The sequence below is a fragment of the Lactiplantibacillus nangangensis genome, from assembly GCF_005405065.1.
Lineage (GTDB): Bacteria > Bacillota > Bacilli > Lactobacillales > Lactobacillaceae > Lactiplantibacillus > Lactiplantibacillus nangangensis.
The window spans coordinates 128,895-151,838 of the sequence record NZ_BJDI01000004.1 but is presented as its reverse complement, the minus strand read 5'-3'; the positions used below and the strand labels follow the sequence as shown (position 1 = coordinate 151,838).

Genomic DNA, 22,944 nt, shown 5'->3' with positions numbered 1-22,944 from the left:
ATATCGTTTGTGCGTCACGTATGCACGTTCACGTGGGAGGAGCAAAAACTCAGCTCCATTTACCACATCACGGACTAAGGAGGAATGTCTCGTGGCTAAAAAAGTAGCTAACGTTGTTAAATTACAAATTCCTGCGGGCAAAGCAACACCTGCTCCGCCAGTTGGCCCAGCATTAGGTCAAGCAGGTATCAATATCATGGGTTTCACAAAGGATTTCAATGCTCGTACCGCTGATCAAGCCGGTATGATCATCCCTGTTGTGATTACGGTTTATGAAGATCGTTCATTCGACTTCGTTACCAAGACCCCACCTGCTGCCGTTCTTTTAAAGAAAGCTGCTGGTGTTGAACATGGTTCCGGCGAACCTAACACGAACAAAGTTGCTACGGTAACTTCAGCTCAAGTTAAAGAAATCGCTGAAACTAAAATGCAAGATCTAAACGCAGCTGATGTTGAAGCAGCTATGCGCATGATCGAAGGTACTGCTCGGAGTATGGGATTCACCGTCGAAGGCTAATTCAGTACTGAGAGTATGTCGGACACTTCATCAAAATGGATGTGTCAAGTGGGAGGAAATCTCCGTTTGAACCACATTTGCAAGGAGGAAAACACTTAGATGGCAAAGAAAAGTAAACAATACCAAGAAGCCGCTAAGCTAGTTGATCGTGACAAAGCTTACGATGTAACTGAAGCGGTAGACTTGGTCAAAAAGATGGATTTCGCAAAATTTGATGCAACTGTTGAAGTTGCGTTCAAATTAAACGTTGATACAAAGCAAGCTGACCAACAACTTCGTGGTGCAGTTGTCTTACCAAATGGTACCGGTAAAGAACAAACCGTTATTGTATTTGCTAAAGGTGACAAAGCCAAAGAAGCTGAAGAAGCTGGTGCTGACGTTGTCGGTGAAGCCGACTTAGTTGCCCGGATTCAAGACGGTTGGTTAGACTTTGACGTTGCAATCGCAACCCCAGACATGATGGCCCAAGTTGGTCGTTTAGGTCGGGTACTTGGTCCTAAAGGATTAATGCCTAACCCTAAGACTGGGACGGTTACAATGGACGTTGCTAAAGCGGTCAACGATTCAAAGGCCGGCAAGGTTACTTACCGGACTGACCGTGATGGTAACGTACACGTTCCTGTTGGCAAGGTATCATTTGATACTGACAAGCTTGTTGGTAACTTCAAGACCATTGAAGAAACCATCACTAAAGCTCGTCCAGCCTCAGTACGTGGGACTTTCGTTCAAAACTTGGTCGTTACTTCAACCTTTACACCAGCTGTACGGGTTGACTTAGCCTCATTTTAAGGACTAGTCTTTGAAAACAATTGACCCCGTGGGTGATCTGTGATAGATTACTAGAGGTTAAGTAATATCTCTACCTAAGACTCAGGCGGCCATTATGGCCTTAATCTACCTGCCGAGGACATTGTTTTTTCTCTATGTCTTGGTGGACATAGGGATTTTTTTATAAATCCCTGAACAAAAAATTCCGGGAGGTGAATCATTTGAGTAAAGAAACTGTTGCTGTAAAAGCACAAAAAGTTGAAGAAGTCACTGAACAACTCAAAAAATCCGTATCTGCCGTTGTGGTTGATTATCGTGGTTTGACGGTTGAACAAGTCACTGACTTACGTAAGCAATTGCGTGATGCTGGTGTTAAGATGGAAGTCATCAAAAACAAGATCATGGTCCGTGCCGCTGAAAAAGCTGGTTACGCTGACATGAATGATGTTTTTGCTGGCCCTACCGCTGTGGCCTTCTCTGAAGAAGACCCAGTTGCTCCAGCTAAGATTTTAGCTAACTTCGCAAAGACTGCCGATGCCCTACAATTAAAGGGTGGGATGGTTGAAGGTAAGGTTGCTACTCTTGAAGAAATCCAAGAATACGCTACGATGCCATCACGTGAAGAATTATTGGCTACTATCGCTAACTTGTTACAAGCACCTGTTCGTAACGTGGCATACGCTGTTAAGGCGGTTGCTGAAAAGGGCGACGAAGACGCAGCTTAGGCTGTCGGTGTAAACCAAAAAAATAATTTTCACCTAAAAATGGAGGAACATAAAATGGCTTTTGATAAAGATAGTATTATTGCTTCATTAAAAGAAGCATCAATTTCAGATTTAAACGATTTAGTTAAGGCTATCGAAGAAGAATTCGATGTCTCAGCTTCAGCACCAGTTGCTGTTGCCGGTGCTGCTGGTGGCGACGCTGCCGCTGCTAAGGATTCATACGATGTTGAATTAACTGAATCTGGCGACCAAAAGGTTAAGGCTATTAAAGCCGTTCGCGATATCACTGGTCTTGGCTTGAAAGATGCCAAGGGTCTTGTTGATAACGTACCTTCAATCGTTAAGGAAGGCGTTTCAGAAGACGAAGCTAACGACATCAAGGCTAAACTTGAAGAAGTTGGTGGCGTGGTTACTCTTAAGTAATTCCCCCTTTTCTGAAAACTTTAACAGCACTGCTGCAGTCATTTATGATGACTCGGCGGTGCTGTTTTTTTGTCGTGTCGAAATTATGGCTGGTTAATTTCAATCAAAGTAACGCTAAGTTGTGTCAACAATTTGTGGAAACAACATTAACAGAAAAATTTTAGAATATGGTAAGGTGGAATAGTATCGTTTAGCGGAATTAAGTGAGAGGAGTAGCCTTGAAATGCAACCAACTTTCAAACAAGGGTTTATCGAAATTAAAGATGCCACGCAAAATAATTTGCAGCACGTGAATTTAAGGGTGCCTAAGTATGAAACGACTGTATTTGTCGGTTTATCAGGTTCTGGCAAGTCATCATTGGTTTTTGACACAATTGCGGCCGCTTCACGACGGGAGCTGAATGAAACTTTTCCTAGTTTCACGCAACAGTATCTACCGAAGTATGGTCAGCCACATGTTCGTGACATCGCGCATCTACCAGTCGCGATTGTGATCGAACAGCAGCGGTTAGGTAAGAATGCGCGGTCGACGCTGGCGACTTATACGGGGATCTACTCATTGTTGCGATTACTGTTTTCACGCATTGGTCAACCGTTCATTGGTTACTCCGACACGTTTTCATTTAACTTACCACAGGGCATGTGTCCAACCTGTCAGGGGCTTGGCTATGTTGATGACATCGATGAGTCAAAACTAATTGATCCGGAAAAATCTTTGAATGAAGGGGCCATTACGTTTGTCAGCTTTGGTCCTGATACTTGGCGTTGGCGCCGATACGCGACGAGTGGGTTGTTTGATGATGACAAACCGATCAAAGATTACACGCCGGCAGAGTATGAGTTATTGATGCACGCGCCGCAACAAAAGTTAGCTCATCCCGGTGATGGCTTTCCACAGACGGCGTTGTATGAAGGTGTGGTCCCACGGATTCGGCGTTCAGTGATTGGTAAAAAGGAAGCCGAACACCATCGTGAGGCGATTGCCGCCATTGTGACGCATAAAGCTTGTCCAGACTGTCACGGTACTCGGCTCAAACCGGCAGTCCTAACGAATCACATCAATGGTAAAAATATCGCTGAAGTGACCGCCATGGATCTGCAACATGTGCTGGTCTTTTTGAAACAAATCACTGCTCCGTTAGCGACCGACGTGGTGCGGGAACTACGAACTAAGATTCAGTCGTTAGTTGACATTGGCTTGGGCTATTTAACCTTAGATCGGGGGACGAGTTCGTTGTCTGGTGGGGAAGCCCAACGCATTAAGATTGCCAAGTATCTGACGAGTGCGTTGGTCGATATGGTCTACATTTTAGATGAACCGAGTGTGGGACTGCATCCGCATGACATTCAATTGGTCAAACGTGCCCTGACACGGCTCAAAACGAAAGGAAATACGATTTTGGTCGTCGAGCATAATCCGGCAATGATTGATTTTGCCGACTATGTGGTCGAAATGGGACCGTTGGCCGGTCATGGTGGTGGTCAAGTCACGTTTACCGGGACTTATCCGGAGCTGTTAGCGTCGGACGCGTTAACGGGTCAGTGGTTACGACAACCGCATCACTGGGGGTCTGAGCGGCAGCCAACGGGGAGAATAGCCCTGCGACGGGTCACCGAGAATAACTTGAAGGCTGTTGATGTGGATGTGCCGCTTGGTATCATGACAGTGATTTCTGGGGTCGCGGGTTCCGGAAAATCTTCTTTAGTGACAGCGTTAAAATCGCAATTGTCTGAAGATTATATTGATTTAGCCCAAGCGCCCGTCGGCATTAATATTCGGTCGACACCAGCGACCTATCTGGGAATTTTGGACGAGATTCGAAAGTTGTTCAGTACGGCCAATGATCGCGTTGGAACGAGTTTGTTTAGCTATAACGGCAAAGGGGCTTGTCCCCGTTGTAAAGGAAAAGGGGTCACAATTACCAACATGGCCTTTATGGATCCGGTCGTACAAACTTGTGAACTTTGTCAGGGGAAACGTTATAGTGAAACAGCCTTGCAATACTTGTATCAAGGTAAAAATATTGCTGAAGTGTTGCAACTTTCCGTTAAGTCGGCCGTGACGTTCTTTGCTCAGACACCTAAATTAGCCCGTCAGTTGCAGAATTTGGATCGCGTTGGGTTGGGTTATTTAACGCTAGCGCAACCCTTAACGACGTTATCTGGTGGCGAATTACAACGGTTGAAGTTAGCCGTTGAACTGGGTAAAAAAGGGACTATTTACTTGTTGGATGAACCGACTGCTGGATTACATTTGAAAGATACGGCTCGGTTGCTAAAGCTATTCAATGAATTAGTGGCAGCTGGCAATTCGCTGATTATTATTGAACACAACTTAGCAGTGATCGGACAAGCAGACTGGTTGATTGATGTCGGTCCGGATGCTGGTCGGTATGGCGGTCAGATTCAATATAGTGGGACACCGCGCGAGGCCGTCAATGTAGCAAAATCGCGGACTGGGATTGCCTTGAAAGCTTGGATCGACGCTAATTAGTTTGTTGACAGAAAATAATCAAAATAGGCGCCATTTCGACTGATTTCAGCTCGTCGAAATGGCGCCTTTATGTTTTTTAGATTAATGGGGTAATTTTCTGTGCCAAGCATAAGACAAGACGAGCCCCAGCCAAGTGGTACCAGCGATAAAGTAGCTAACGATGAGCCAAATTGACGGTTGATAGCTCACACTTATTCTGTGTATACCAGCTGTGAGTGACGTTTGAACTGTTCCACGAGAACTCGTTTGAATCGAACGTTTGTGACCATCCACGGTTAACGTGGTGTGACGATAACGAACAATCGGCAAGTCCAACTGACTGTGCTGGCTGACTTTAACGGTATAACTTACTTTGTTTGCAGCGGCGGTCTTTGGCAATTTGACCGGGTGCTGTGCCAGATAAGCCTGATTACGAATGATTGATTCCGCGTGAGTTAAACTTTTTTGCGGAAAATAATCGGTCTCGCCCCATTTTACCCGGTAAGCGAATTGTGTGTGGTAATTTTGGTTATTGAGTAAAAAGGCTTCAGGTAAGGCGTCACCGGTATGGTGTGGGGCGGCTAACGCTGTCAAATGGTTACCGGTCCGATTACGATTGATCGTTGTCGCCATTTCACCGAAGTATAGGCCGCCAAAAGTGACTAGAATGAGGCTTAAACTAAGGGCTGACCTTCCTTTGAATAGTGAAGTAGTTAGGACATTGTCACCTAGCTTTGAGAAAGCGACGGCTAAAAATAGCCCAGCATAACTCAGGTAGCGATAGGGCATTTGGACGACGGCGAGACTAGTATGACTCAGTAGTGGCCACGGGAAAATACCGGTGGCTAGGAGCATCAATAAGACACCAATGACGACGGCCAGTTGGTAGCCGTGGCCATGGCTGTTAAGTCTTGAAAAGCAGATGATTGGTAATAACAGTAGTAGACCGACGTCAGGGGCCAGTTGATTACCGATTGAGTTTAGGACAACGTCGTTAAATGGCAATAGAAAGGCGATACCTTGTGCAACGGTTGAAATCGATTGCCCGATAAAGTCAGTTAAGAATGGCACGATAATTGGTAAGGTTAAACAATTGCATAATAGTATGCTTTTAAAGAACGCCCAGCATTGTTGCCGACTAAAATGACGGGCATAAAGGCAATAAATAATTAAGCCGGCAATCATGATTTCAACAGTTAAAATTGCTGTCAATAGATGGGTGTAACCAATCAGGGTCATGCCAATTGCAAGTAATGGCCAATCGGCGTACCGGCCGTTCAATAACTGGTAAAAGCCTAGAAAGACTAGCGGTAAAAAGAGTGTCGCGACAAATTCGGCCAACGTGAAAACATTTAGACCGAGCATCAAGCGATAAGGCAATAAGTTATAGGCTAAGGTGAAAATTAAGGCTTGACGACGACGATGAGTCAGATGGTAGCAGCAGTAGAAACTAAGCATTAATCCTAGCCAGATTAGGACGCCTAACCAGATAAAAAAGGCAGTCAATGGTGAACTGATTAGTCGCAGGCCCGCCCACAAGTACAATAGCGGCGTGGGATAAAATAGAAACGAGCCAACCCCAGTGCCTTGAAAGGTCCGAGTTGCAATTGATGTCAGCCAATGACCAGTTGTCAGATTATGTAAAATTTCTTCCACTCGCGCGGCGTGAAAAGACCAGTCGCTAAGGACAACTAATTGATGTGGTTGCCAGAGTGGATACAACATGAGTAGAACAATCAGTAGAAATAGACCGTTATCCCTAAAATTAATTACTAGATTTTTGTGACGCATAAACAATTCCCCCAAAGTGATCGTGACGATCAAATCGTCAATAAAGGCCTGACCATAGGTGATAAGCAACACTATGGTCAGGCCTGATTTTTTTTGTTAAATGAAGCAGTTATTTGGCCACACGACTCGTCCCATCATTGTAGTTAAGTGTCATGCCGCTTTGAACATTAAAAATATAAATGTTGAAGCTAACAGCATCACTGCCAATCGATTGGCCGCGCATCTGAACCCCGCGGGCCAACAGCTCGTTGCCTTTAAAAATTGGCGTAACCTGATAACGAACGTAGTGTTTGGGGTCAGCCTTCAGATAATCTGTGACTTGGTTTTCATAAGTGACCATTTCTGGGGCATTCAAGGAACGAGTCCCAGTCATGAGATTCTTAAAATTGTTGTTTTGACCGGTGAGCTGGTAGCCGATTAAGTGACTACGGTTGTAAAGCCAACCGCTAGCAACTTTTTTGTTGTGCCAGCCAGTTGGGTTCACATTGAGTGGCTCGCGTTTTGCTTTTGGCATCAACGAAACATTTAACAGCGCATTCGCGGCGGTGACGCGGTTTAAATGATCTAAGTTACCGTAACGTTGCCAAGCGCCTTGAGCAGTGCTCAGCTCAGCGGCGCTAAAGGCGGGATGATTATCGTTGACCGTAATCGTTTGTGTCCCGTCATAAGTTTTAGCGGCAAGTTGTGTGGTATTCGGGTTGGTCCCGGTCGCAACGGTTGTAGCCGCCGTGGTTTTGGTCCCACCAGCTTGTTTATTTTTCGCTTTAGCAGCATTAACGGTGGCTTTTTCTTTAGCTAAGGCCGAAACTTCAGCTTTTAAACTGCTAGCCGAGCTGGCATTCGCTTTTTGTAGTGCTTGTAACTTGCTGTCATTATCAACGGTGATTAACCGGGTCTTTTTGACCGTTTCCTGTTTGGTCACAGTTTTTGGAGTGGCGTTGGTTGAGCTGGGCAGGCTAAATAGGCCAATGCTGATTAGTAATAAGATGAAAATTGGCCAGCTGTGACGTAGCCATTGTTGACGATGATAGTGTTTTCCTTTGGTTAAATGCCAGCCCCAGTAACCGGCAGCAATAAGCAATATTATTCCGAAAAAAATTGACATGTTGAAATTCCTCCAAATTGATTAGCGCATGGACTTTCGGTAACCGGCAGCTTGTGCCGCAGCTTCTGTTTGAAAATAGACCGCATTTTTTCCGGCCATGTGGTAGTTGTGACCAGTTTCCACGTGATAAATTTTGGACCGGCTATTCCCAACGATGCGGCCAGTCTGCGCCGTATCCGTATCGCCTGAGAAATTATTAGCGCGATTAGTGCTCGTACTGTTGGCGGAACTAGTCTGGGTTGAAGCAGCGTCTTCAGCTGCTTTGGCTGAACTTGAGGCTGCCTTGCTAGCGGCCACGGTTTGTGAAGCCGCTGCTTTAGATGCCGAAGCAGCTTGCGAGCTGGCAGCCGCTTGAGACGATTCACGGCTGCTTGTCAATTCGCTAGATTGGGAACTGGCTTCGTTCGCGGCTTTGGCTAAAGTCGATGATTGGTCGTGCAACTTTTTAGCGGATTCCGCGTTGGCTCGACTTTCTGCTTTAGCAGCGGCCCAAGCGTCTTTGTCTGATTGTGTCTGTTTGTCAACATAACTGATATTGTGTTTGACGACGGTTTTTGGTGCGGTTGTGCTTGATTGACCACAACCACTGAGTAATGTTAGCCCAAGGACGGCTAACAACGTGGCTTTTTTGAACTGCATGTTTTTCCCTCCAAAGATATTATCTCTTAATTATACAAGCAGGGAAACTGATTGGTAAAGACCGATTTTAACCATTTTTTAAATAAATGCTGTGATGGAAATTAGTTTTTAATGATATGCTCGATTAGAATTATCAATCGGTGGTAATTGTCGGTTAAACTAAGTGTAGCGGTTAATTTTTCGAGCACCGTCGTCGTGAATGATAATTAAGTCACTTAAGCCGAGACCGTGAGTGGTTGTATAAATGACTGAAGCTTGCGATAATGGGAACAACTAGATTACTGGGGGAATGATTCTTGAAAGCAACGTTACAAAAAATGGGGGCCATCCTGAATAAACGAATGGGACTGATCAAAGCACTCTTTATTTTTTCAGTGCTCTTATTCGTCATTACCGAAGTCGGCAAAATTGCCAAAGAGGTCAGCGGTGCGGAACTCGCCACGGCGTTAGCCTCGCAATCTTGGTGGCATTTATTGAGTATGGTCATTATTGGGATCGTGGCAGTCACGCCGATGCTGACCTATGATGTGATGATTACTAAATTCCTACCAAATCATTATTCCACGGCTTATATCTTAAAGGCTGGCTGGATCACGAATACGTTTACGAATATTGGTGGTTTCGGCGGCGTCCTCGGGGCGTCATTGCGTGCTAATTTCTATAATAAAGAAGCAACTAAAAAACAAATTGTCTTTGCAATTTCCAAAATTGCGCTATTTCTCGTTTCTGGACTGTCACTATACTGCATGATTTCACTAGTCTTAGTCTACGGTTTCCGCATTGGCGGCGTCTATGACAGCTACTGGATCTGGTTAGTTGGTGGTGCACTGTATTTCCCAGCAATCTTCATTTTTACGCGCTTAAATGATTCTGAATTTTTTGACGGCTTAACGCTCAACAATGTGGTGCGCTTATTAAGTGGGTCCTTTGGTGAATGGACGGGCTGCGTGCTTTTCTTCTTATTGATTGGGAATTTTATGGGTCTGCCAATTGACTTTGCAGCTGTCGTCCCGCTGTTTGTAATTGCCTCCGTAGTTGGGGAAGTTTCCATGGTTCCTGGGGGTATCGGGTCATTCGATGTGTTCATGATCTTTGGTTTAGGGGCCGTTGGAGTCTCACGGCCGGATGCGGTCGCCTGGCTACTGTTCTATCGGTTGTTTTACTATATTATTCCGTTTGCGATTGGCTTAACGTTATTTGTGCATGACACTGGTCACCGCTTAAATGTGCGCTTGGAAGGCTTGCCAAAAGTGGCGTTACAGCGGTTTGCACAAATCGTGTTGACGTTATTCTTATATTTATCAGGCTTTACCATGCTACTAATGTCGACGGTGCCTAATTTTGCTTATAATAACAAGCTCTTTTTGCAAGTCTATCCGTTTACGTTCTTTTTCATTAATCAGGCCAGCAGTATTATCATGGCCTTCTTATTGATTGGGGCGGCATTAGGGACGGCTGGTCGGGTCAAGAAAGCTTTTTGGCCGACCGTGATTATTTTATTAGTGGCAATTTTAAATACGATTCGTTGGTTGGTCGTTTATGATGCCATCTCGATGAAATTCATTATTTTCTTAGTGATCATCCTCGCATTTGTTGCGATGTCGCGGCACGCCTACTATCGTGAACGGTTGGCCTTCTCGTGGGGGCAAACGCTGTGGGTCGCTTGTGTGTACGTGGTGACTTTTGTGCTTTACACGATTGTTGGGGTGTACAATGCGCCACAGATTCATCATCGACATGCGGTACCGGAAGCCCTGTTCTTCCCGTCGCAAAAGCTGTGGTTGTTTGGGGTCATTGGGTTAGTTTTAGCGGCGTTGATCCTGATTGCGATGTATGGTTATCTGGCCCGTGGACATAATGATCGCTTACGGTTAAAATTGGATGCCCCACGGATTAAAACGTTGATTAAAAGGTTTGGTGGTAATGAAATTTCACACTTAGCCTTCTTAAATGATAAATTTGTTTATTATTATCAAGTGGACGGCGTCGATCAATTAGCCTTTCTATACCAACAGAAGGCCGATAAGCTGATTGTAATGGGTGAGCCGTTTGGTAACCAAGATTACTTGCAGCCGGCCTTAGAACAGCTGATGGACGATGCTGACAGCGATGGGTGTTCGTTAGTCTTTTATGAGATCAATGAAACGCTGACGATGCGGTTACATGAGATGGGCTTTGATTTCATCAAAACCGGTGAAGAAGGACACGTTAACTTAGCTAACTTCAGTCTTGCTGGGAAACGCCTGCGTGGTGAGCGAGCCTTGATGAACAAGTTCACGCGTGACAACTATACGTTTGAAGTCTTACAGCCCCCATTCTCAGCCGATGTGCTGGGTGAGTTACGTGCCGTTTCAGACAGTTGGTTGCATGGTGAGACGGAAAAGGGCTTTTCGTTAGGGTTCTTTGATGAGGTCTATCTGAATCAAGCCCCGGTTGCGGTCGTTTATAGTCCGGAACATCAAATTGTCGCATTTGCGAACTTGATGCCACAAGGTAATGATCAGGTGGCGTCGATCGACTTGATGCGGTCGAGTACGGATGCACCATCTGGCATTATGGATACGGTCTTTGTCCACTTGTTTGAAGATGCGCGGGAGCAAGGCTACACGGCCTTTAATATGGGGATGGCCCCCTTGGCTGGTGTCGGTGTTTCACGGTACAGCTTTATTCAAGAAAAAATTGCGCATTTGATTTATGAATATGGTTATCAGTTGTACGGTTTTCAAGGGTTACGGTCGTATAAAGAAAAGTATGTCACGGACTGGGCACCAAAGTATATTGCCTATCGGAAACGAAATTCGCTGATCTTCACGATCTTACAGTTGTTGCAAGTCGTAAATACCCGCACGAAGAAGCACGGTGAACATCGCAGTATTCTGATTCCAAAATGGCTGCAAAATGTAAATCATCGCGATTAAAAATTTAGAGTGTGGCAAGCGGAGCAAGTTGCCGCTTGGCACACGTTTCGGCAATAAAAATAGGACTGGCAAAAAACAGGATTCGGAAATGAGCTAATCATTTCCGAATCCTGTTTTCAATTATATCCTGATGACCTTTTAGTGCCGTTTAATTCGTGTATTTAGGTGGTAAGATGTGCTGATAATTTTCGAAGCCAGTAAAGATTTCTGGGAGGTCGTGCCCATCGATAAAGAGATCAAGATTTTCGACCGGTGCGAAACCTTCTTTAGTCGCCATTTTCATCATTGCGACCATTGGATCATAGAAGCCATCGATGTTGTATAACGCAATTGGTTTTTGATGAATATCCATCTGACTCCAAGAAAGCATCTGCATAAATTCTTCAAAGGTTCCGAAGCCACCAGGTAAGACGATAAAGGCATCCGCAAGGTGTAGCATTTTTTCCTTGCGGTCACTCATGGTCGTTGTTTCGACAAATGTTGTGACGGATTTTAAGGCTAGGCCACGGTCAACAAGAAAACGTGGGATGATGCCAATAACGCGCCCATCTGCTGCCAAAGTAGCCTTGGCGACATCACCCATCAAGCCCCGGTTGCCGCCACCGTAGATGAGTTGATAGTCGTTTTCAGCTAAATAGGCGCCCAATTCCGCAGTTTTCGTTGCAAAGTTGGGGTTCAGGCCTGAGTTAGCCCCACAAAAAACACAAATATTATGAATTGCCATTTAAAATCACCTTTCTTGGTCGATAAAATTTAGGACTATTGATTTTGTCATAGGAAGACTCTGCTGGAGCTAGTTTAATTCAAAACTAAAACGAGACAAAAAGCGACCGGTTCATCACTGAGCCGGTCGCTAATCATAGTCTTAATTAATCGTCAGGTTCACCAATGTCGTAATCAGTATCCTGCATGGCCTCAACTTGACCTAAACGATAACCATTCCCAACTTGTGAGAAGAAGTCATGGTTTGAGGTTCCAGTTGAGATCCCGTTCATGACAACCGGGTTCACATCTTCAGCCGTGTCAGGGAAGAGGGCATCTTGACCTAAGTTCATCAAGGCCTTGTTTGCATTGTAACGGCTAAAGGTTAAGACTTCGTCAGACCAGCCAACTTGATCATAGACCAAGTGGACGTAATTTTCTTCGTTTTCATATAGCTTGTATAAGAAATCGAACATCCAGTCTTTGAATTCAGCTTGCTGTTTTTCAGAACGGTTCTTGAAACCTAATTGGAATTTATAACCAATATATGTGCCATGCACACTTTCGTCACGGAGAATCAATTTGATGATTTCAGCGACGTTTGGTAATTGGTTATGTCCCAAGTAAAAGAGTGGGGTGTAGAAGCCAGAGTAGAACAAGAAAGTTTCCAAGAAAACGTTGGCCACTTTTTGTTTCAAAGGATCTTCATCCAAATTATCATATAATTTGTAGATCCATTTAGCTTTGTTCTGCAAATATTCTTCACTGTCGCTCCAGTCGAAGATTTCATTGATTTCATCAGGGGTATTCAACGTTTCGAAAATCGTTGAATAACTCTTGGCATGAACGGATTCCATGAATTGGATGTTATTTAAAACAGCCGTTTCGTGGGAAGTGACGACATGCCGCCGTAAAGATTGAAGCCCATCTTGTGATTGAAGGGTATCAAGTAAGGTTAACCCCCCAAAGACGTGTCCCACGACCCAACGGTGATCATCGTCTAAATTCCGCCAGTCCGACATATCATTAGAAACGGGAATCCGAGTATCTAACCAGAATTGTTCGGTCAGTTTTTCCCAAGTACTTTTATCGATTGCATCTGAAACGCGGTCCCAGTTAATAGCCTTATAGTTGCCATTACTGAGCAGTTTTTGGTAATAAGCCAAGTCTGTTGCCATAGCCAGTTGTCCTCCTAGCGATCTAAAGTTCTAAATTACGCAGCTTTCACATTCATTGACGCCAACTTCACCGTCATCATCCGTAAAGGTCCGAATGTAGTAGATGGACTTAATCCCTTTCCGGTAAGCATAGTTCCGGAGGATGTTTAAGTCACGGGTCGTCATTTTGTTGGTACGGCCGTCTTTCCATTCATATAAGCCAGCGGGAATGGTAGAACGCATGAAGAGTGTCAAACTCATCCCTTGATCCACATGTTGTTGAGCCGCCGCGTAAACGTCGATGACTTTACGCATATCGGTATCATAAGCCGACTTATAATAGTTTATTGTATCATTAGATAGGTAAGGAGCGGGATAATAGATCTTACCAATTTTCTTTTCTTGTCGTTCTTCGACCCGGTTGATGATTGGGTGTAAGCTGGCAGTCGTATCATTGATATATGAAATGGAGCCATTGGGTGCGACTGCCATCCGGTTTTGGTGATACAAGCCGTCACGCATCACAGCGGCTTTCAAGGCTGCCCAGTCGGCTTTACTTGGGATAAAGATCCCTTTGAAGAGTGCTTGGGTCTTGGCGAATTTTGGTTGCCAGTCTTGTTCTGTATACTTGTCGAAGTAAGAGCCGTCCGCATATTTGGACTTTTCAAAGTTGACGAAGGTCGTTTGGCGTTCACGAGCGATTTCATTCGACGCTTTTAGGGTCCAGTAGTTCAAAAGTAAAAAGTAGATATTGGTGAAATCAACGGCTTCTTTACAGCCATATTCCATTTGGTTCTTGGCAAAGAAAGCGTGTAAGCCCATGGCCCCTAAACCAATCGTATGTGCTTGATGGTTGCCTTTTTGAATTGACGGCACCACGTCTACGTTTGAATTATCGGTAACAAATGTTAAGGCCCGGACCATGGCTTCAACTGAGTGACCAAAGTCAGGGGATTGCATCAAGTTAACGATATTTGTTGAACCAAGGTTACAGCTAATATCGGTCCCCATCTTTTCGTATTCTTGTTGGTCGTTGATGAGTGAAGGCGTTTGGACCTGCATGACTTCTGAACACAAGTTACTCATGACGATTTTGCCGTCAATTGGGTTGGCACGATTAGCCGTATCAATGTTGACGACATATGGGTAGCCAGACTCTTGTTGTAATTTACTGATTTCGTTTTCCAAATCACGCGCTTTGATCTTGGTTTTTTTGATATTTGGATTCTTGACCATGTTGTCATATTCTTTAGTGATGTCGACATATGAGAATGGTTCGCCGTATTCACGTTCCACACCGTAAGGGCTGAACAAGTACATATCGGCATCTTCCTTGATGAGTTCATAAAACTTGTCAGGAACCGTGACCCCGAGGGATAACGTCTTTAAACGAATCTTTTCGTCGGCATTTTCCTTTTTAGCGGATAAGAAGGCGATGATGTCGGGATGGAAGACGCTTAAGTAAACGACGCCGGCCCCTTGACGTTGGCCTAATTGGTTAGAGTAAGAAAAACTATCTTCCAATAATTTCATGACTGGAACAACGCCACTGGCCGCACCATCGATATGTTTGATTGGATCACCGGCCCCCCGTAAGTTGCTAAGGTTGATGCCGACCCCGCCGCCGATTCGTGAAAGTTGTAATGCGGAGTTGATCGTCCGGCCAATTGAATTCATATCATCGGTCGATTGAATCAAGAAACAAGAAATTAATTCACCACGCCGGGCGCGCCCAGCATTTAAGAAACTAGGTGTGGCTGGTTGATAACGTTGGTGGATAATTTCATCCGCTAAGGACATCGCGAGTTTTTCATCACCATCGGCAAAGTAGAGGGCGTTCATCGCCACGCGGTCGATATAGTTTTCAAGGTAGTAGTCGCCGTCATCGGTTTTTAAGGCGTATTGGGCGTAAAACTTGTAGGCCGCCATAAAAGTCTTAAACTGGAAGTTTTGTGACTTGAGATAGTCATAAACTTTTTCGATAAAGCTAAAGTCGTATTTTTCGACGAAGCCTTCTTCAAGGTAATCGTGGTCCAGCAAATAATCAAAACGGGCCTTTAAACTAGCAAATGGTTTTGTGTTGGGGCGGACGTTTTGATCTAGGAATGCGGCTAAGGCTTCCTTGTCTTTGTTCAACGGAATTTGGTTGTCAACGGGAATGTTGATTTCGTTGTTCAGATCGTAATACGTGACGTCTTTTAAGTTTTTTAGGGTCATGAGAACTCCTCTTTCTATCCGATTTGAAAGTTGTGATAAAATGGACGACCCACAATCAGTAGAGGCCTATTGATTGTGGGTCGCTTATAAAATAAATCTTGAATCGCAACTATGTAACCACGCAAAAAAGCGCAGTGGTCCTATACAGCAAGCTGCTTTAAAGCATCGGGACGGAAGCCGGCAATACTGCTTTCGCCATTGATTTCGACAACGGGAACCGCTTGGAAACCTTGATCCTTTAAGTAGTCAACATATTCAGGATTCGTATTGATATTCTTTTCTTCAAACGCAATATTATGTGCGGTCAAAAACTTCTTAGTCATCTTGCATTGCATACAATTATTCTTGGTAAATACTGTTACTTTTTTCATAGTTAATCACCCTTAATTCGTTTTAATCGATAAATTTAGTATACAGCAAGATGTGGAAAATACAATTAAAAAACACAACATCTTGTGGACGATATAGACTCAAAATACAAGATGTTGTGTTAGTGACGGCCTTTAACCGTTGCTAAATTTTTTTAAATTAATTGTCGTTATTTCCGCGAATCAGTTATCATAGAACTAACCTACAAATTCAGAGGAAAAATAAATATGACCAACTATTATTATACACACAATCCAGACGTTGTGCATGACGAAAAGCAATGGAATTTTGAAATCTTTAACCACGACTTTAAATTCACGACGGACAACGGGGTTTTCTCCAAACGAACTTTAGATTATGGGTCGCGAACTTTATTAGCCGCGTTTGAGCCGACTGATTTGCCGGCTGGTCCGATCTTAGATTTGGGGACCGGCTATGGGCCAATTGGGATGGCACTCGCGTATCAATCACCAGAACGACAAGTCGATATGGTGGATGTTAATGAGTTAGCGTTGAATTTAGCGCGTAAGAATACCTCTTTAAATCAAATTACCAATGTTCAAATTTTCACCTCCGACTGTTACGAACAAGTTACGACGACAGACTATGCGGCCATTGTAACGAATCCACCCGTGCGTGCAGGTAAAGCAGTGGTTGACGCAATGTTGGCTGGTGCCAACGACCATTTAACAGTGGGAGGAACCTTGACGGTAGTTCTACAAAAGAAGCAAGGGGCGCCGTCTGCGAAGAAGTTAATGACGGCGACTTTTGGCAATTGTACGATTATTAAGAAGGATAAAGGCTACTATATCTTGCAAAGTGTGAAGGAGGGATAGTTTGACACCAACTGAATCTGAAAAATGGATGCTGGAAGCGTTACATGAGGCGAAGATGGCGAGCTTGATCTGTGAAGTGCCAATTGGCGCCGTGATCGTGCATGACGGTGAAATCATTGGTCGGGGGCATAATTTGCGTGAGCATGGGCAAGATGCCACGTTACATGCTGAAGTTGTTGCAATCCAAGAAGCGTGTGAGTATTTGCATAGTTGGCGCTTGGAAGATTGCCAAATTTATGTGACGCTTGAGCCATGCATCATGTGCTGTGGCGCCATTATTAATGCCCGTATTCCAGTCATCTATTACGGTGCCCGCGATCCCAAAGCTGGGGCCGTGCGGAGTCTGTATCAATTGTTGAGTGATGATCGGTTGAACCATCAAGTTGAAGTCCATGAACGGCTGCTGGCACGTCCAGCCGGTGAAATGCTAGAAAACTTCTTCCGCGATATCCGCAAGCGTAAAAAGGCCGAGAAGAAAGCCCGACGAGCCGCTGCCGAAAAAAATTAGGCGGATGGCTAGCATTCTTTCAATAAATCATGTATTATAGTATTTGCCGCAAGGCCTTAAGGCAAGGGTGGATTTACGAATCGTGTCAGGTCCGGAAGGAAGCAGCACTAAGTTTGCTTCATCTTGTGCCTTTTGTTTTTATGAAATGTAACAGCTCTTAGCCATTCGGTTGAGAGCTTTTTATTTAAATAAATGTTGAAACTTAAAAAATAGGTTAGGCTAACCAGTGTGGCGTTGTGGTACGAGAATTGATTCTGCCTGCCGGAGTTGATAATCCGTATGAGGCTGTTTTAGTCATAAGCAAAGCTAGTATTACTGGCTTCATGACAGTTTTGACACTTTCAACCTTTAGTAACTAAATTAATACGATTATTGACAAACAAGTTGTTATTTAGCGTAGGTTGGCCGGGCTGGTGCTCAGTGGTGAAATTTTACTTAGGCGAGTTGATTTTCTCGGCTCAGTAAAAGCACGGCTTGAAAGACCGTATTGTGGCTTTCAAACGTGCCACCACGTTCCAGCGTCAGCCCGGCCAAACGAAGCGGAAATGAAGTTCATACATAACGTTGTAATATAGAAAGGAAGATTCGCATGTATCGGGCATTATATCGGGTTTGGCGACCCCAGCGTTTTGATGAAATTGTCGGACAACAGATGATTACACAGACCTTGAAAAATGCCATCATGACCCATCAAACGAGTCATGCGTATTTATTTACCGGTCCGCGGGGAACTGGGAAAACTTCCGCCGCAAAAATCTTTGCCAAGGCGATCAACTGTCATCATTTAGTCGATGGCGAGCCTTGCAATAAGTGTGAGAGTTGTCAGGCCATTACCAAGGGCCAAATGAACGATGTCATTGAAATTGATGCGGCTTCAAATAATGGGGTCGAAGAAATTCGCGACATTCGGGATAAAGCGAAGTACGCCCCGACACAGGCTGATTATAAAATTTATATTATTGATGAAGTTCATATGTTATCGACAGGGGCGTTTAATGCCCTGTTGAAAACGTTGGAAGAACCACCGGCTAACGTGATTTTTATTTTAGCGACGACCGAGCCACATAAAATTCCGTTAACAATTATTTCTCGGACACAGCGCTTTGACTTTCGACGGATCACGGCTAAAGATAGCTATGATCGGATGGTTTATATTTTGACCCAGAAAAAGGTCGACTATGATGAAAAGGCGCTTCGAGTGATCGCGCAAGCGGCTGAAGGTGGGATGCGCGATGCTTTGAGTATTCTAGATCAGGTCATCTCGTTTGGTGATAATACCGTGACGTTAGATGATGCACTGATGGTCACTGGTAGTGTGACCAAAAAGCTATTAGCTGATTACGTCGAGGAAGTCACGAGTCACGTGACGAAGCCGGCACTGGAAACGATGCGGAAAATTTTACAAGAAGGTAAAGATGCGAACCGTTTCATCGAAGATTTGATTAGCTACACGCGTGATGTGTTACTCTATCAACAAGCGCCAGAAATGGTCGATAGCATTGCCATGGGCGAAGATGATCAACGGTTTGCTGATTTCGCCAAGCAGATTGATGCCGAAGTCTTGTATCAGATGATTAAAACGTTAAACGACGTTCAGCAGCAGATGCGCTTCACCACTCATCCAGATGTCTATTTGGAAGTTTTGACGGTTAAGTTGGCCCAATTAGAAGCACCGACCGCGGCTAAAGCAGCTAAACAGCCCACTGCGGCAACCGATCCGGCTGATCCAACTATTCAAAAATTGGCAACTAAGGTGGATCAACTGCAAAGTGAGTTGACTGCGATGAAAGCCAATGGCGGGGCTAGCACGGCGCCAAAACCAGCTCGAGCACGTCCGAACAGCGGGCCAACGGTTAAAAAAGTCAATGTCAGTCAGGTCTATCCTATTTTGGGCGCCGCAACTAAGGATGATTTGTTAAAGGTTCGCGAGGTTTGGGCCGATTTAATGAACATTTTGAGTGTGACGCAACGAGCATTGATGCATGTTGCCAAGCCGGTTGCTGCAAGTGCCGAAGGGGTCGTGGTCGCCTTCGATTACGCTTTCCTATATCAGAAAGCAATCGATGATCAAGTCTTGATGGACGCGCTTGGTAATGGCTTGGACCGTTTGATGGGGCAGGCGCCAAAGATCGTCTGTGTGCCTAAAGAACAGTGGCCACAAATTCGTAAAGACTATTTAGCCACCCACCAACCGGAAGGCGCAGTTGCCAAAAAGGCTCCTGAAAAGGCGCCGATTGTGAACGAAGCCGAAAAACGGTTTGGAAACTTAGTAGAAGTTAAACCAGATTAAATTTGAAGGGAACTGATGATAAAATGATGCGTGGTATGGGCAATATGCAAAATATGATGAAACAAATGAAAAAGATGCAACAACAAATGGCAACGGAACAAGCTGCCTTGAATGAAGAAACGTTTACTGGTAAGGCACCGGACGATATGGTCACGGTGACTTTCACTGGTGACAAGAAGATGCAAGATATTAGCATTAAACCAGCCGCTGTTGATCCTGACGACGTCGATATGTTGCAAGATTTAATTGTGGCAGCAGTCAATGACGCGCTCACCCAAGTGGACGCCCAAACACAAGATACGATGGGTAAATATACTAAAGGTTTGAAGTAACTAAACGGTCGTGAGGTAGTGAAATGCAATATCCAGAACCAATTGCGAAATTGATTGACAGTTATATGAAATTACCCGGAATCGGTGGCAAAACCGCGACCCGGTTGGCTTTTTATACGATTGATATGGACGGCGATGATGTGACCGAATTTGCGAAATCGTTGGTCGCGGCCAAACGTGATCTGCATTTCTGCAGTATTTGTGGCAATATCACCGAAGATGATCCTTGTGTGATCTGTAAAGACAAGTCACGCGATCAAGGGACAGTATTGGTCGTTGAAGAAGCTAAAGATGTCATGGCCATGGAAAAGATCAAAGAATATCGTGGGCTCTATCATGTGTTACACGGTGTCTTATCGCCAGTTGATGGGAAGGGTCCCGAAGATATCAATATTGCGAGCCTACTGAAACGCCTGCAACAAAACGATGCCATCAAAGAAGTCATCATTGCCACGAATGCAACGCCTGAAGGGGAAGCGACCGCAATGTATATTTCACGGTTGGTCAAACCAGCTGGCATCAAGGTTACACGGCTAGCTCATGGGTTATCGGTTGGTAGTGACATTCAGTATGCGGATGAAATGACCTTGTTCAAGGCGGTTGAAGGCCGTCAGGAGATGTAAGTCATGTTTAAGCGACGTCAAAAAATTAAGCACCCCAAGGCAACTTATGACGAGCAACTGTTGACTTTGTTGAATTCGGCCAAAGTTGATTGGGACCGTGCAAAACAAAATGAGCAGGCCATTTACGATAACAATACAAGTGAACTTGTGACCCAAACTGCTTTGGCACGGGCGAAGTATTTGTACTTGTATCGGGAGGCTCGTCGGCGCCAAGTTCATGGAAATCAAATTCAACGCGCTGTCATTGATAAATAAGTTTGCTGGAATCTGTCGTCTCAATTTGGACGGCAGATTTTTTGATTAAATGAAAACTTGGCAATAGTCGCAATTTGTTTCCAGCTACCAATCTGTTGAAATTAATCAAAAAACACAATTGGTAGTAGTGAATGCGGTAAAATAAGACTAGTAAACACTTTCGCTTGTGGTGAGGGTATTAGACATGTCTGCAACAATCAAGTACAATTATGACAACTATGGATTTTAGATGGGATTGGGAATTTTGACAGGAAAATTAATTACCTTTGAAGGACCTGACGGCGCTGGAAAGACGTCCGCCTTGAATGCCATTGTGGCAAAAATTGCGCCACGATTGGGAGATCAGCTCGTTGTGACACGTGAACCGGGTGGTAATCAAATCTCCGAGGCGATTCGGCGTATTATTTTAGATCGTCAGAATACGGCGATGGATGATCGGACGGAAGCCTTGTTGTATGCAGCTGCACGTCGGCAACATATTGTCCAAAAGATTCAACCAGCCTTGGCACAAGGTAAATTGGTGCTTTGTGATCGGTATATCGACAGCTCGATTGCGTATCAGGGTGCTGGCCGGGGAATCGGTGAACAGGCGGTTTATGATATGAACCAGTTTGCGACTGAAGGCTTAAATCCGGATCTCACTTTGTATTTTGATGTGGCTGCCGAAGTCGGTCTAAAACGGATCCAAACCCATCGTCAAAATGAAATCAATCGGTTAGACGTGGAAGCGTTAAGTTTCCATCATCGGGTTCAAGCAGCTTATTTACGGTTATTAGCGGCATATCCTGAACGGATCAAACGCTTAGACGCCAGCCAACCACTGGACCAAGTTGTCGCCCAGGCCATTGCGGTCATGACGACCCAGTTACCACAATATTTTGCAACTGAGGGGAAGTCAAACGAATGAAATTAATTATTGCGATTGTCCAAGATAAAGATAGTAATCGGCTCAGTAGTCAATTCATTGAGGCCAACGTTCGTGCCACTAAATTATCCACGACGGGCGGCTTTCTACGTTCCGGTAATACCACTTTCATGATTGGCATTGATGATGATCGCGTGGATGAAGTCTTGGAAATGATTAAAAGTACCAGTCATGCGCGGGATCAATTTATGACGCCACCGGTTAATTTAGATGTGACGATGGATGGCGCTTCAGCCTATCCAGTCGAAGTTCAAGTTGGTGGTGCAACGGTCTTTGTGTTACCAATTGAACAGTTTCATCAATTTTAGTTGAGTTGAGGTGGTTAGAATGGCAACAGCGGCGGAATTAACGACGATTTTAACTGCCAAACAACCGCACTTGTTAGCGGCCTTTAAACATATTATTGCGCAAAACCATTTAGCGCATGCTTACTTATTTGCTGGCATGGAAGGTGCTGGTCAAACAGAACTGGCGCATTGGATCGCCCAGCGATTGTTCTGTATTAATGTGGTCGATGGTGAACCAGATGGGACTTGCGAAGCGTGTGTCCGCATTGCCAATGGTCAGCATCCAGATATTGTGACGGTTGCGCCGACGGGTCAAAGTATTCACGTTGACCAAGTCCGTTATTTGAAGGCTGAATTCTCTAAAAGTGCGGTAGAGGGTAATCGCAAACTTTTCATCATTTCTGATGCTGAAAAGATGACGGCCAGTGCCGCGAACAGTTTACTTAAATTTATTGAAGAGCCCAGCGGCAATGTGACGGCGCTCTTATTAACGACGAATAAGCAATTGATGCTCCCGACGATTATTTCACGGACTCAAGTGATTGAATTTCCACCACTAGGCGTCGCTGAATTGCGCAAGACGTTTGAAGCGGCTGGGATTAAACCTCAACAGGCGCAAACGCTTTTGCATTTGACAAATAGTGTCAGTCAGGCTCAGGAATTGTTAGTAGATGATTGGTTGCCGACTGCGGTCGAACAATTGTGGCGCTGGTTTGAACAAGTGGTCAAAGGTGATCCTCGTAGCTTTGTCGAGGTGCAAACTAATTTAGTTGGCTTGGCGAAAGAAAGTCGGCAGCAATTAGTGCTGTTAGATTTAGTTGCGGCCTTATTTCAAGATTTATTACAATTACACTTTGACGTAGATGCTGCGGATGAGTTGAGCTTTAGTCAGTATCAAAAATCATTACAAAAAATGACCGACCAATTAACGGATCAGCAGTTAGTGCAGGCGACGGAATTAGCGTTGACCGCCAAACGCCAACTGGCTAGTAATGTTAGCTTTCAAAATGTTTTGGAAGGGCTAACGTTAAAGTTATGGCCGATCTTTAAAAACGCTTAATTAATAGGAAGCTGAGGGTGAGCG

At 44.6% G+C, this 22,944-nt stretch carries 22 protein-coding genes, 1 other RNA gene and 1 other annotated feature; of the genes, 16 read left to right on the top strand and 7 right to left on the bottom strand.

The features are described from left to right. The first annotated feature begins 91 nt into the window (after positions 1 to 91). The 5 genes from rplK to FFM70_RS05530 all read left to right on the top strand — a co-directional run bounded on the left by rplK (position 92) and on the right by FFM70_RS05530 (position 4,927). Entirely contained in the window at positions 92 to 517 is a 426-nt protein-coding gene (gene rplK / locus FFM70_RS05550) for a 50S ribosomal protein L11 (RefSeq protein ID WP_137615856.1), read from the top strand. 99 nt (positions 518 to 616) lie between these two features. After that, positions 617 to 1,306 (top strand): 50S ribosomal protein L1, encoded by a 690-nt coding sequence (rplA, locus tag FFM70_RS05545; protein WP_137615855.1) that lies wholly within the window; start codon positions 617 to 619, stop codon positions 1,304 to 1,306. Positions 1,307 to 1,361: 55 nt separating this feature from the next. Further along, positions 1,362 to 1,476, top strand: a sequence feature (ribosomal protein L10 leader region). A 30-nt stretch (positions 1,477 to 1,506) separates the two neighbouring features. Then, the gene (gene rplJ, locus FFM70_RS05540) at positions 1,507 to 2,010 is read left to right on the top strand and encodes a 50S ribosomal protein L10 (protein WP_137615854.1); all 504 of its coding nucleotides are present in this window, start codon (positions 1,507 to 1,509) and stop codon (positions 2,008 to 2,010) included. A 54-nt stretch (positions 2,011 to 2,064) separates the two neighbouring features. Further along, positions 2,065 to 2,433, top strand: coding sequence for a 50S ribosomal protein L7/L12 (rplL, locus tag FFM70_RS05535; protein ID WP_137615853.1), 369 nt, complete (start codon positions 2,065 to 2,067; stop codon positions 2,431 to 2,433). A 223-nt stretch (positions 2,434 to 2,656) separates the two neighbouring features. Beyond that, positions 2,657 to 4,927, top strand: coding sequence for an ATP-binding cassette domain-containing protein (locus tag FFM70_RS05530; protein WP_137615852.1), 2,271 nt, complete (start codon positions 2,657 to 2,659; stop codon positions 4,925 to 4,927). Positions 4,928 to 5,008: 81 nt separating this feature from the next. Here the strand turns inward: FFM70_RS05530 and FFM70_RS05525 are convergent, their stop codons facing one another. The 3 genes from FFM70_RS05525 to FFM70_RS05515 form a co-directional block, all read right to left on the bottom strand. Then, complete coding sequence (locus FFM70_RS05525; protein ID WP_137615851.1) at positions 5,009 to 6,697, bottom strand: hypothetical protein; 1,689 nt, start codon at positions 6,695 to 6,697, stop codon at positions 5,009 to 5,011. Positions 6,698 to 6,806: 109 nt separating this feature from the next. Then, entirely contained in the window at positions 6,807 to 7,802 is a 996-nt protein-coding gene (locus FFM70_RS05520; protein ID WP_137615850.1) for a DNA/RNA non-specific endonuclease, read from the bottom strand. A gap of 21 nt (positions 7,803 to 7,823) precedes the next feature. After that, positions 7,824 to 8,441, bottom strand: a complete 618-nt coding sequence (locus FFM70_RS05515) for a sunset domain-containing protein (protein WP_137615849.1) — start codon at positions 8,439 to 8,441, stop codon at positions 7,824 to 7,826. Between the two features lie 296 nt (positions 8,442 to 8,737). Between FFM70_RS05515 and mprF the strand changes: the two genes are divergently transcribed. Continuing rightward, complete coding sequence (mprF, locus tag FFM70_RS05510) at positions 8,738 to 11,359, top strand: bifunctional lysylphosphatidylglycerol flippase/synthetase MprF (protein ID WP_137615848.1); 2,622 nt, start codon at positions 8,738 to 8,740, stop codon at positions 11,357 to 11,359. 148 nt (positions 11,360 to 11,507) lie between these two features. Here the strand turns inward: mprF and FFM70_RS05505 are convergent, their stop codons facing one another. From FFM70_RS05505 to FFM70_RS05490, 4 genes are all read right to left on the bottom strand, one after another. After that, positions 11,508 to 12,083 (bottom strand): LOG family protein, encoded by a 576-nt coding sequence (locus tag FFM70_RS05505; protein WP_137615847.1) that lies wholly within the window; start codon positions 12,081 to 12,083, stop codon positions 11,508 to 11,510. A 145-nt stretch (positions 12,084 to 12,228) separates the two neighbouring features. Next, on the bottom strand, positions 12,229 to 13,239 hold the full coding sequence (gene nrdF, locus FFM70_RS05500; RefSeq protein WP_137615846.1) for a class 1b ribonucleoside-diphosphate reductase subunit beta: 1,011 nt from the start codon (positions 13,237 to 13,239) through the stop codon (positions 12,229 to 12,231). 30 nt (positions 13,240 to 13,269) lie between these two features. Next, positions 13,270 to 15,435: a class 1b ribonucleoside-diphosphate reductase subunit alpha gene (gene nrdE, locus FFM70_RS05495; protein WP_137615845.1), complete on the bottom strand. Its 2,166-nt coding sequence runs from the start codon at positions 15,433 to 15,435 to the stop codon at positions 13,270 to 13,272. A gap of 140 nt (positions 15,436 to 15,575) precedes the next feature. Further along, positions 15,576 to 15,806, bottom strand: coding sequence for a redoxin NrdH (locus FFM70_RS05490; protein ID WP_137615844.1), 231 nt, complete (start codon positions 15,804 to 15,806; stop codon positions 15,576 to 15,578). A 225-nt stretch (positions 15,807 to 16,031) separates the two neighbouring features. On the opposite strand from FFM70_RS05490, the gene FFM70_RS05485 reads away from it, so the two are divergent. From FFM70_RS05485 to holB, 10 genes are all read left to right on the top strand, one after another. Beyond that, a complete protein-coding gene (locus FFM70_RS05485) occupies positions 16,032 to 16,640 on the top strand; it encodes a class I SAM-dependent methyltransferase (protein ID WP_137615843.1) in 609 nt (202 codons plus the stop codon). A 1-nt stretch (position 16,641) separates the two neighbouring features. Then, a complete protein-coding gene (gene tadA / locus FFM70_RS05480) occupies positions 16,642 to 17,148 on the top strand; it encodes a tRNA adenosine(34) deaminase TadA (protein ID WP_137615842.1) in 507 nt (168 codons plus the stop codon). Positions 17,149 to 17,195: 47 nt separating this feature from the next. Continuing rightward, positions 17,196 to 17,293: signal recognition particle sRNA small type (ffs, locus tag FFM70_RS05475), an RNA gene on the top strand. Between the two features lie 444 nt (positions 17,294 to 17,737). Continuing rightward, positions 17,738 to 19,438 carry a DNA polymerase III subunit gamma/tau gene (dnaX, locus tag FFM70_RS05470; protein WP_137615841.1) on the top strand — a complete coding sequence of 567 codons (1,701 nt, stop codon included), beginning with the start codon at positions 17,738 to 17,740 and terminating at the stop codon, positions 19,436 to 19,438. A 23-nt stretch (positions 19,439 to 19,461) separates the two neighbouring features. After that, entirely contained in the window at positions 19,462 to 19,770 is a 309-nt protein-coding gene (locus FFM70_RS05465) for a YbaB/EbfC family nucleoid-associated protein (protein WP_137615840.1), read from the top strand. 23 nt (positions 19,771 to 19,793) lie between these two features. Beyond that, positions 19,794 to 20,393, top strand: coding sequence for a recombination mediator RecR (gene recR, locus FFM70_RS05460; protein ID WP_137615839.1), 600 nt, complete (start codon positions 19,794 to 19,796; stop codon positions 20,391 to 20,393). Between the two features lie 3 nt (positions 20,394 to 20,396). Next, positions 20,397 to 20,648: a YaaL family protein gene (locus FFM70_RS05455; RefSeq protein ID WP_137615838.1), complete on the top strand. Its 252-nt coding sequence runs from the start codon at positions 20,397 to 20,399 to the stop codon at positions 20,646 to 20,648. Between the two features lie 241 nt (positions 20,649 to 20,889). Beyond that, positions 20,890 to 21,555: a dTMP kinase gene (gene tmk / locus FFM70_RS05450; protein ID WP_137615919.1), complete on the top strand. Its 666-nt coding sequence runs from the start codon at positions 20,890 to 20,892 to the stop codon at positions 21,553 to 21,555. After that, complete coding sequence (locus tag FFM70_RS05445) at positions 21,552 to 21,881, top strand: cyclic-di-AMP receptor (protein WP_137615837.1); 330 nt, start codon at positions 21,552 to 21,554, stop codon at positions 21,879 to 21,881. Before tmk ends, FFM70_RS05445 begins: the two co-directional genes overlap by 4 nt. 19 nt (positions 21,882 to 21,900) lie before the next feature. Beyond that, positions 21,901 to 22,920 (top strand): DNA polymerase III subunit delta', encoded by a 1,020-nt coding sequence (holB, locus tag FFM70_RS05440; RefSeq protein WP_137615836.1) that lies wholly within the window; start codon positions 21,901 to 21,903, stop codon positions 22,918 to 22,920. The last annotated feature ends 24 nt before the right edge of the window (positions 22,921 to 22,944 follow it).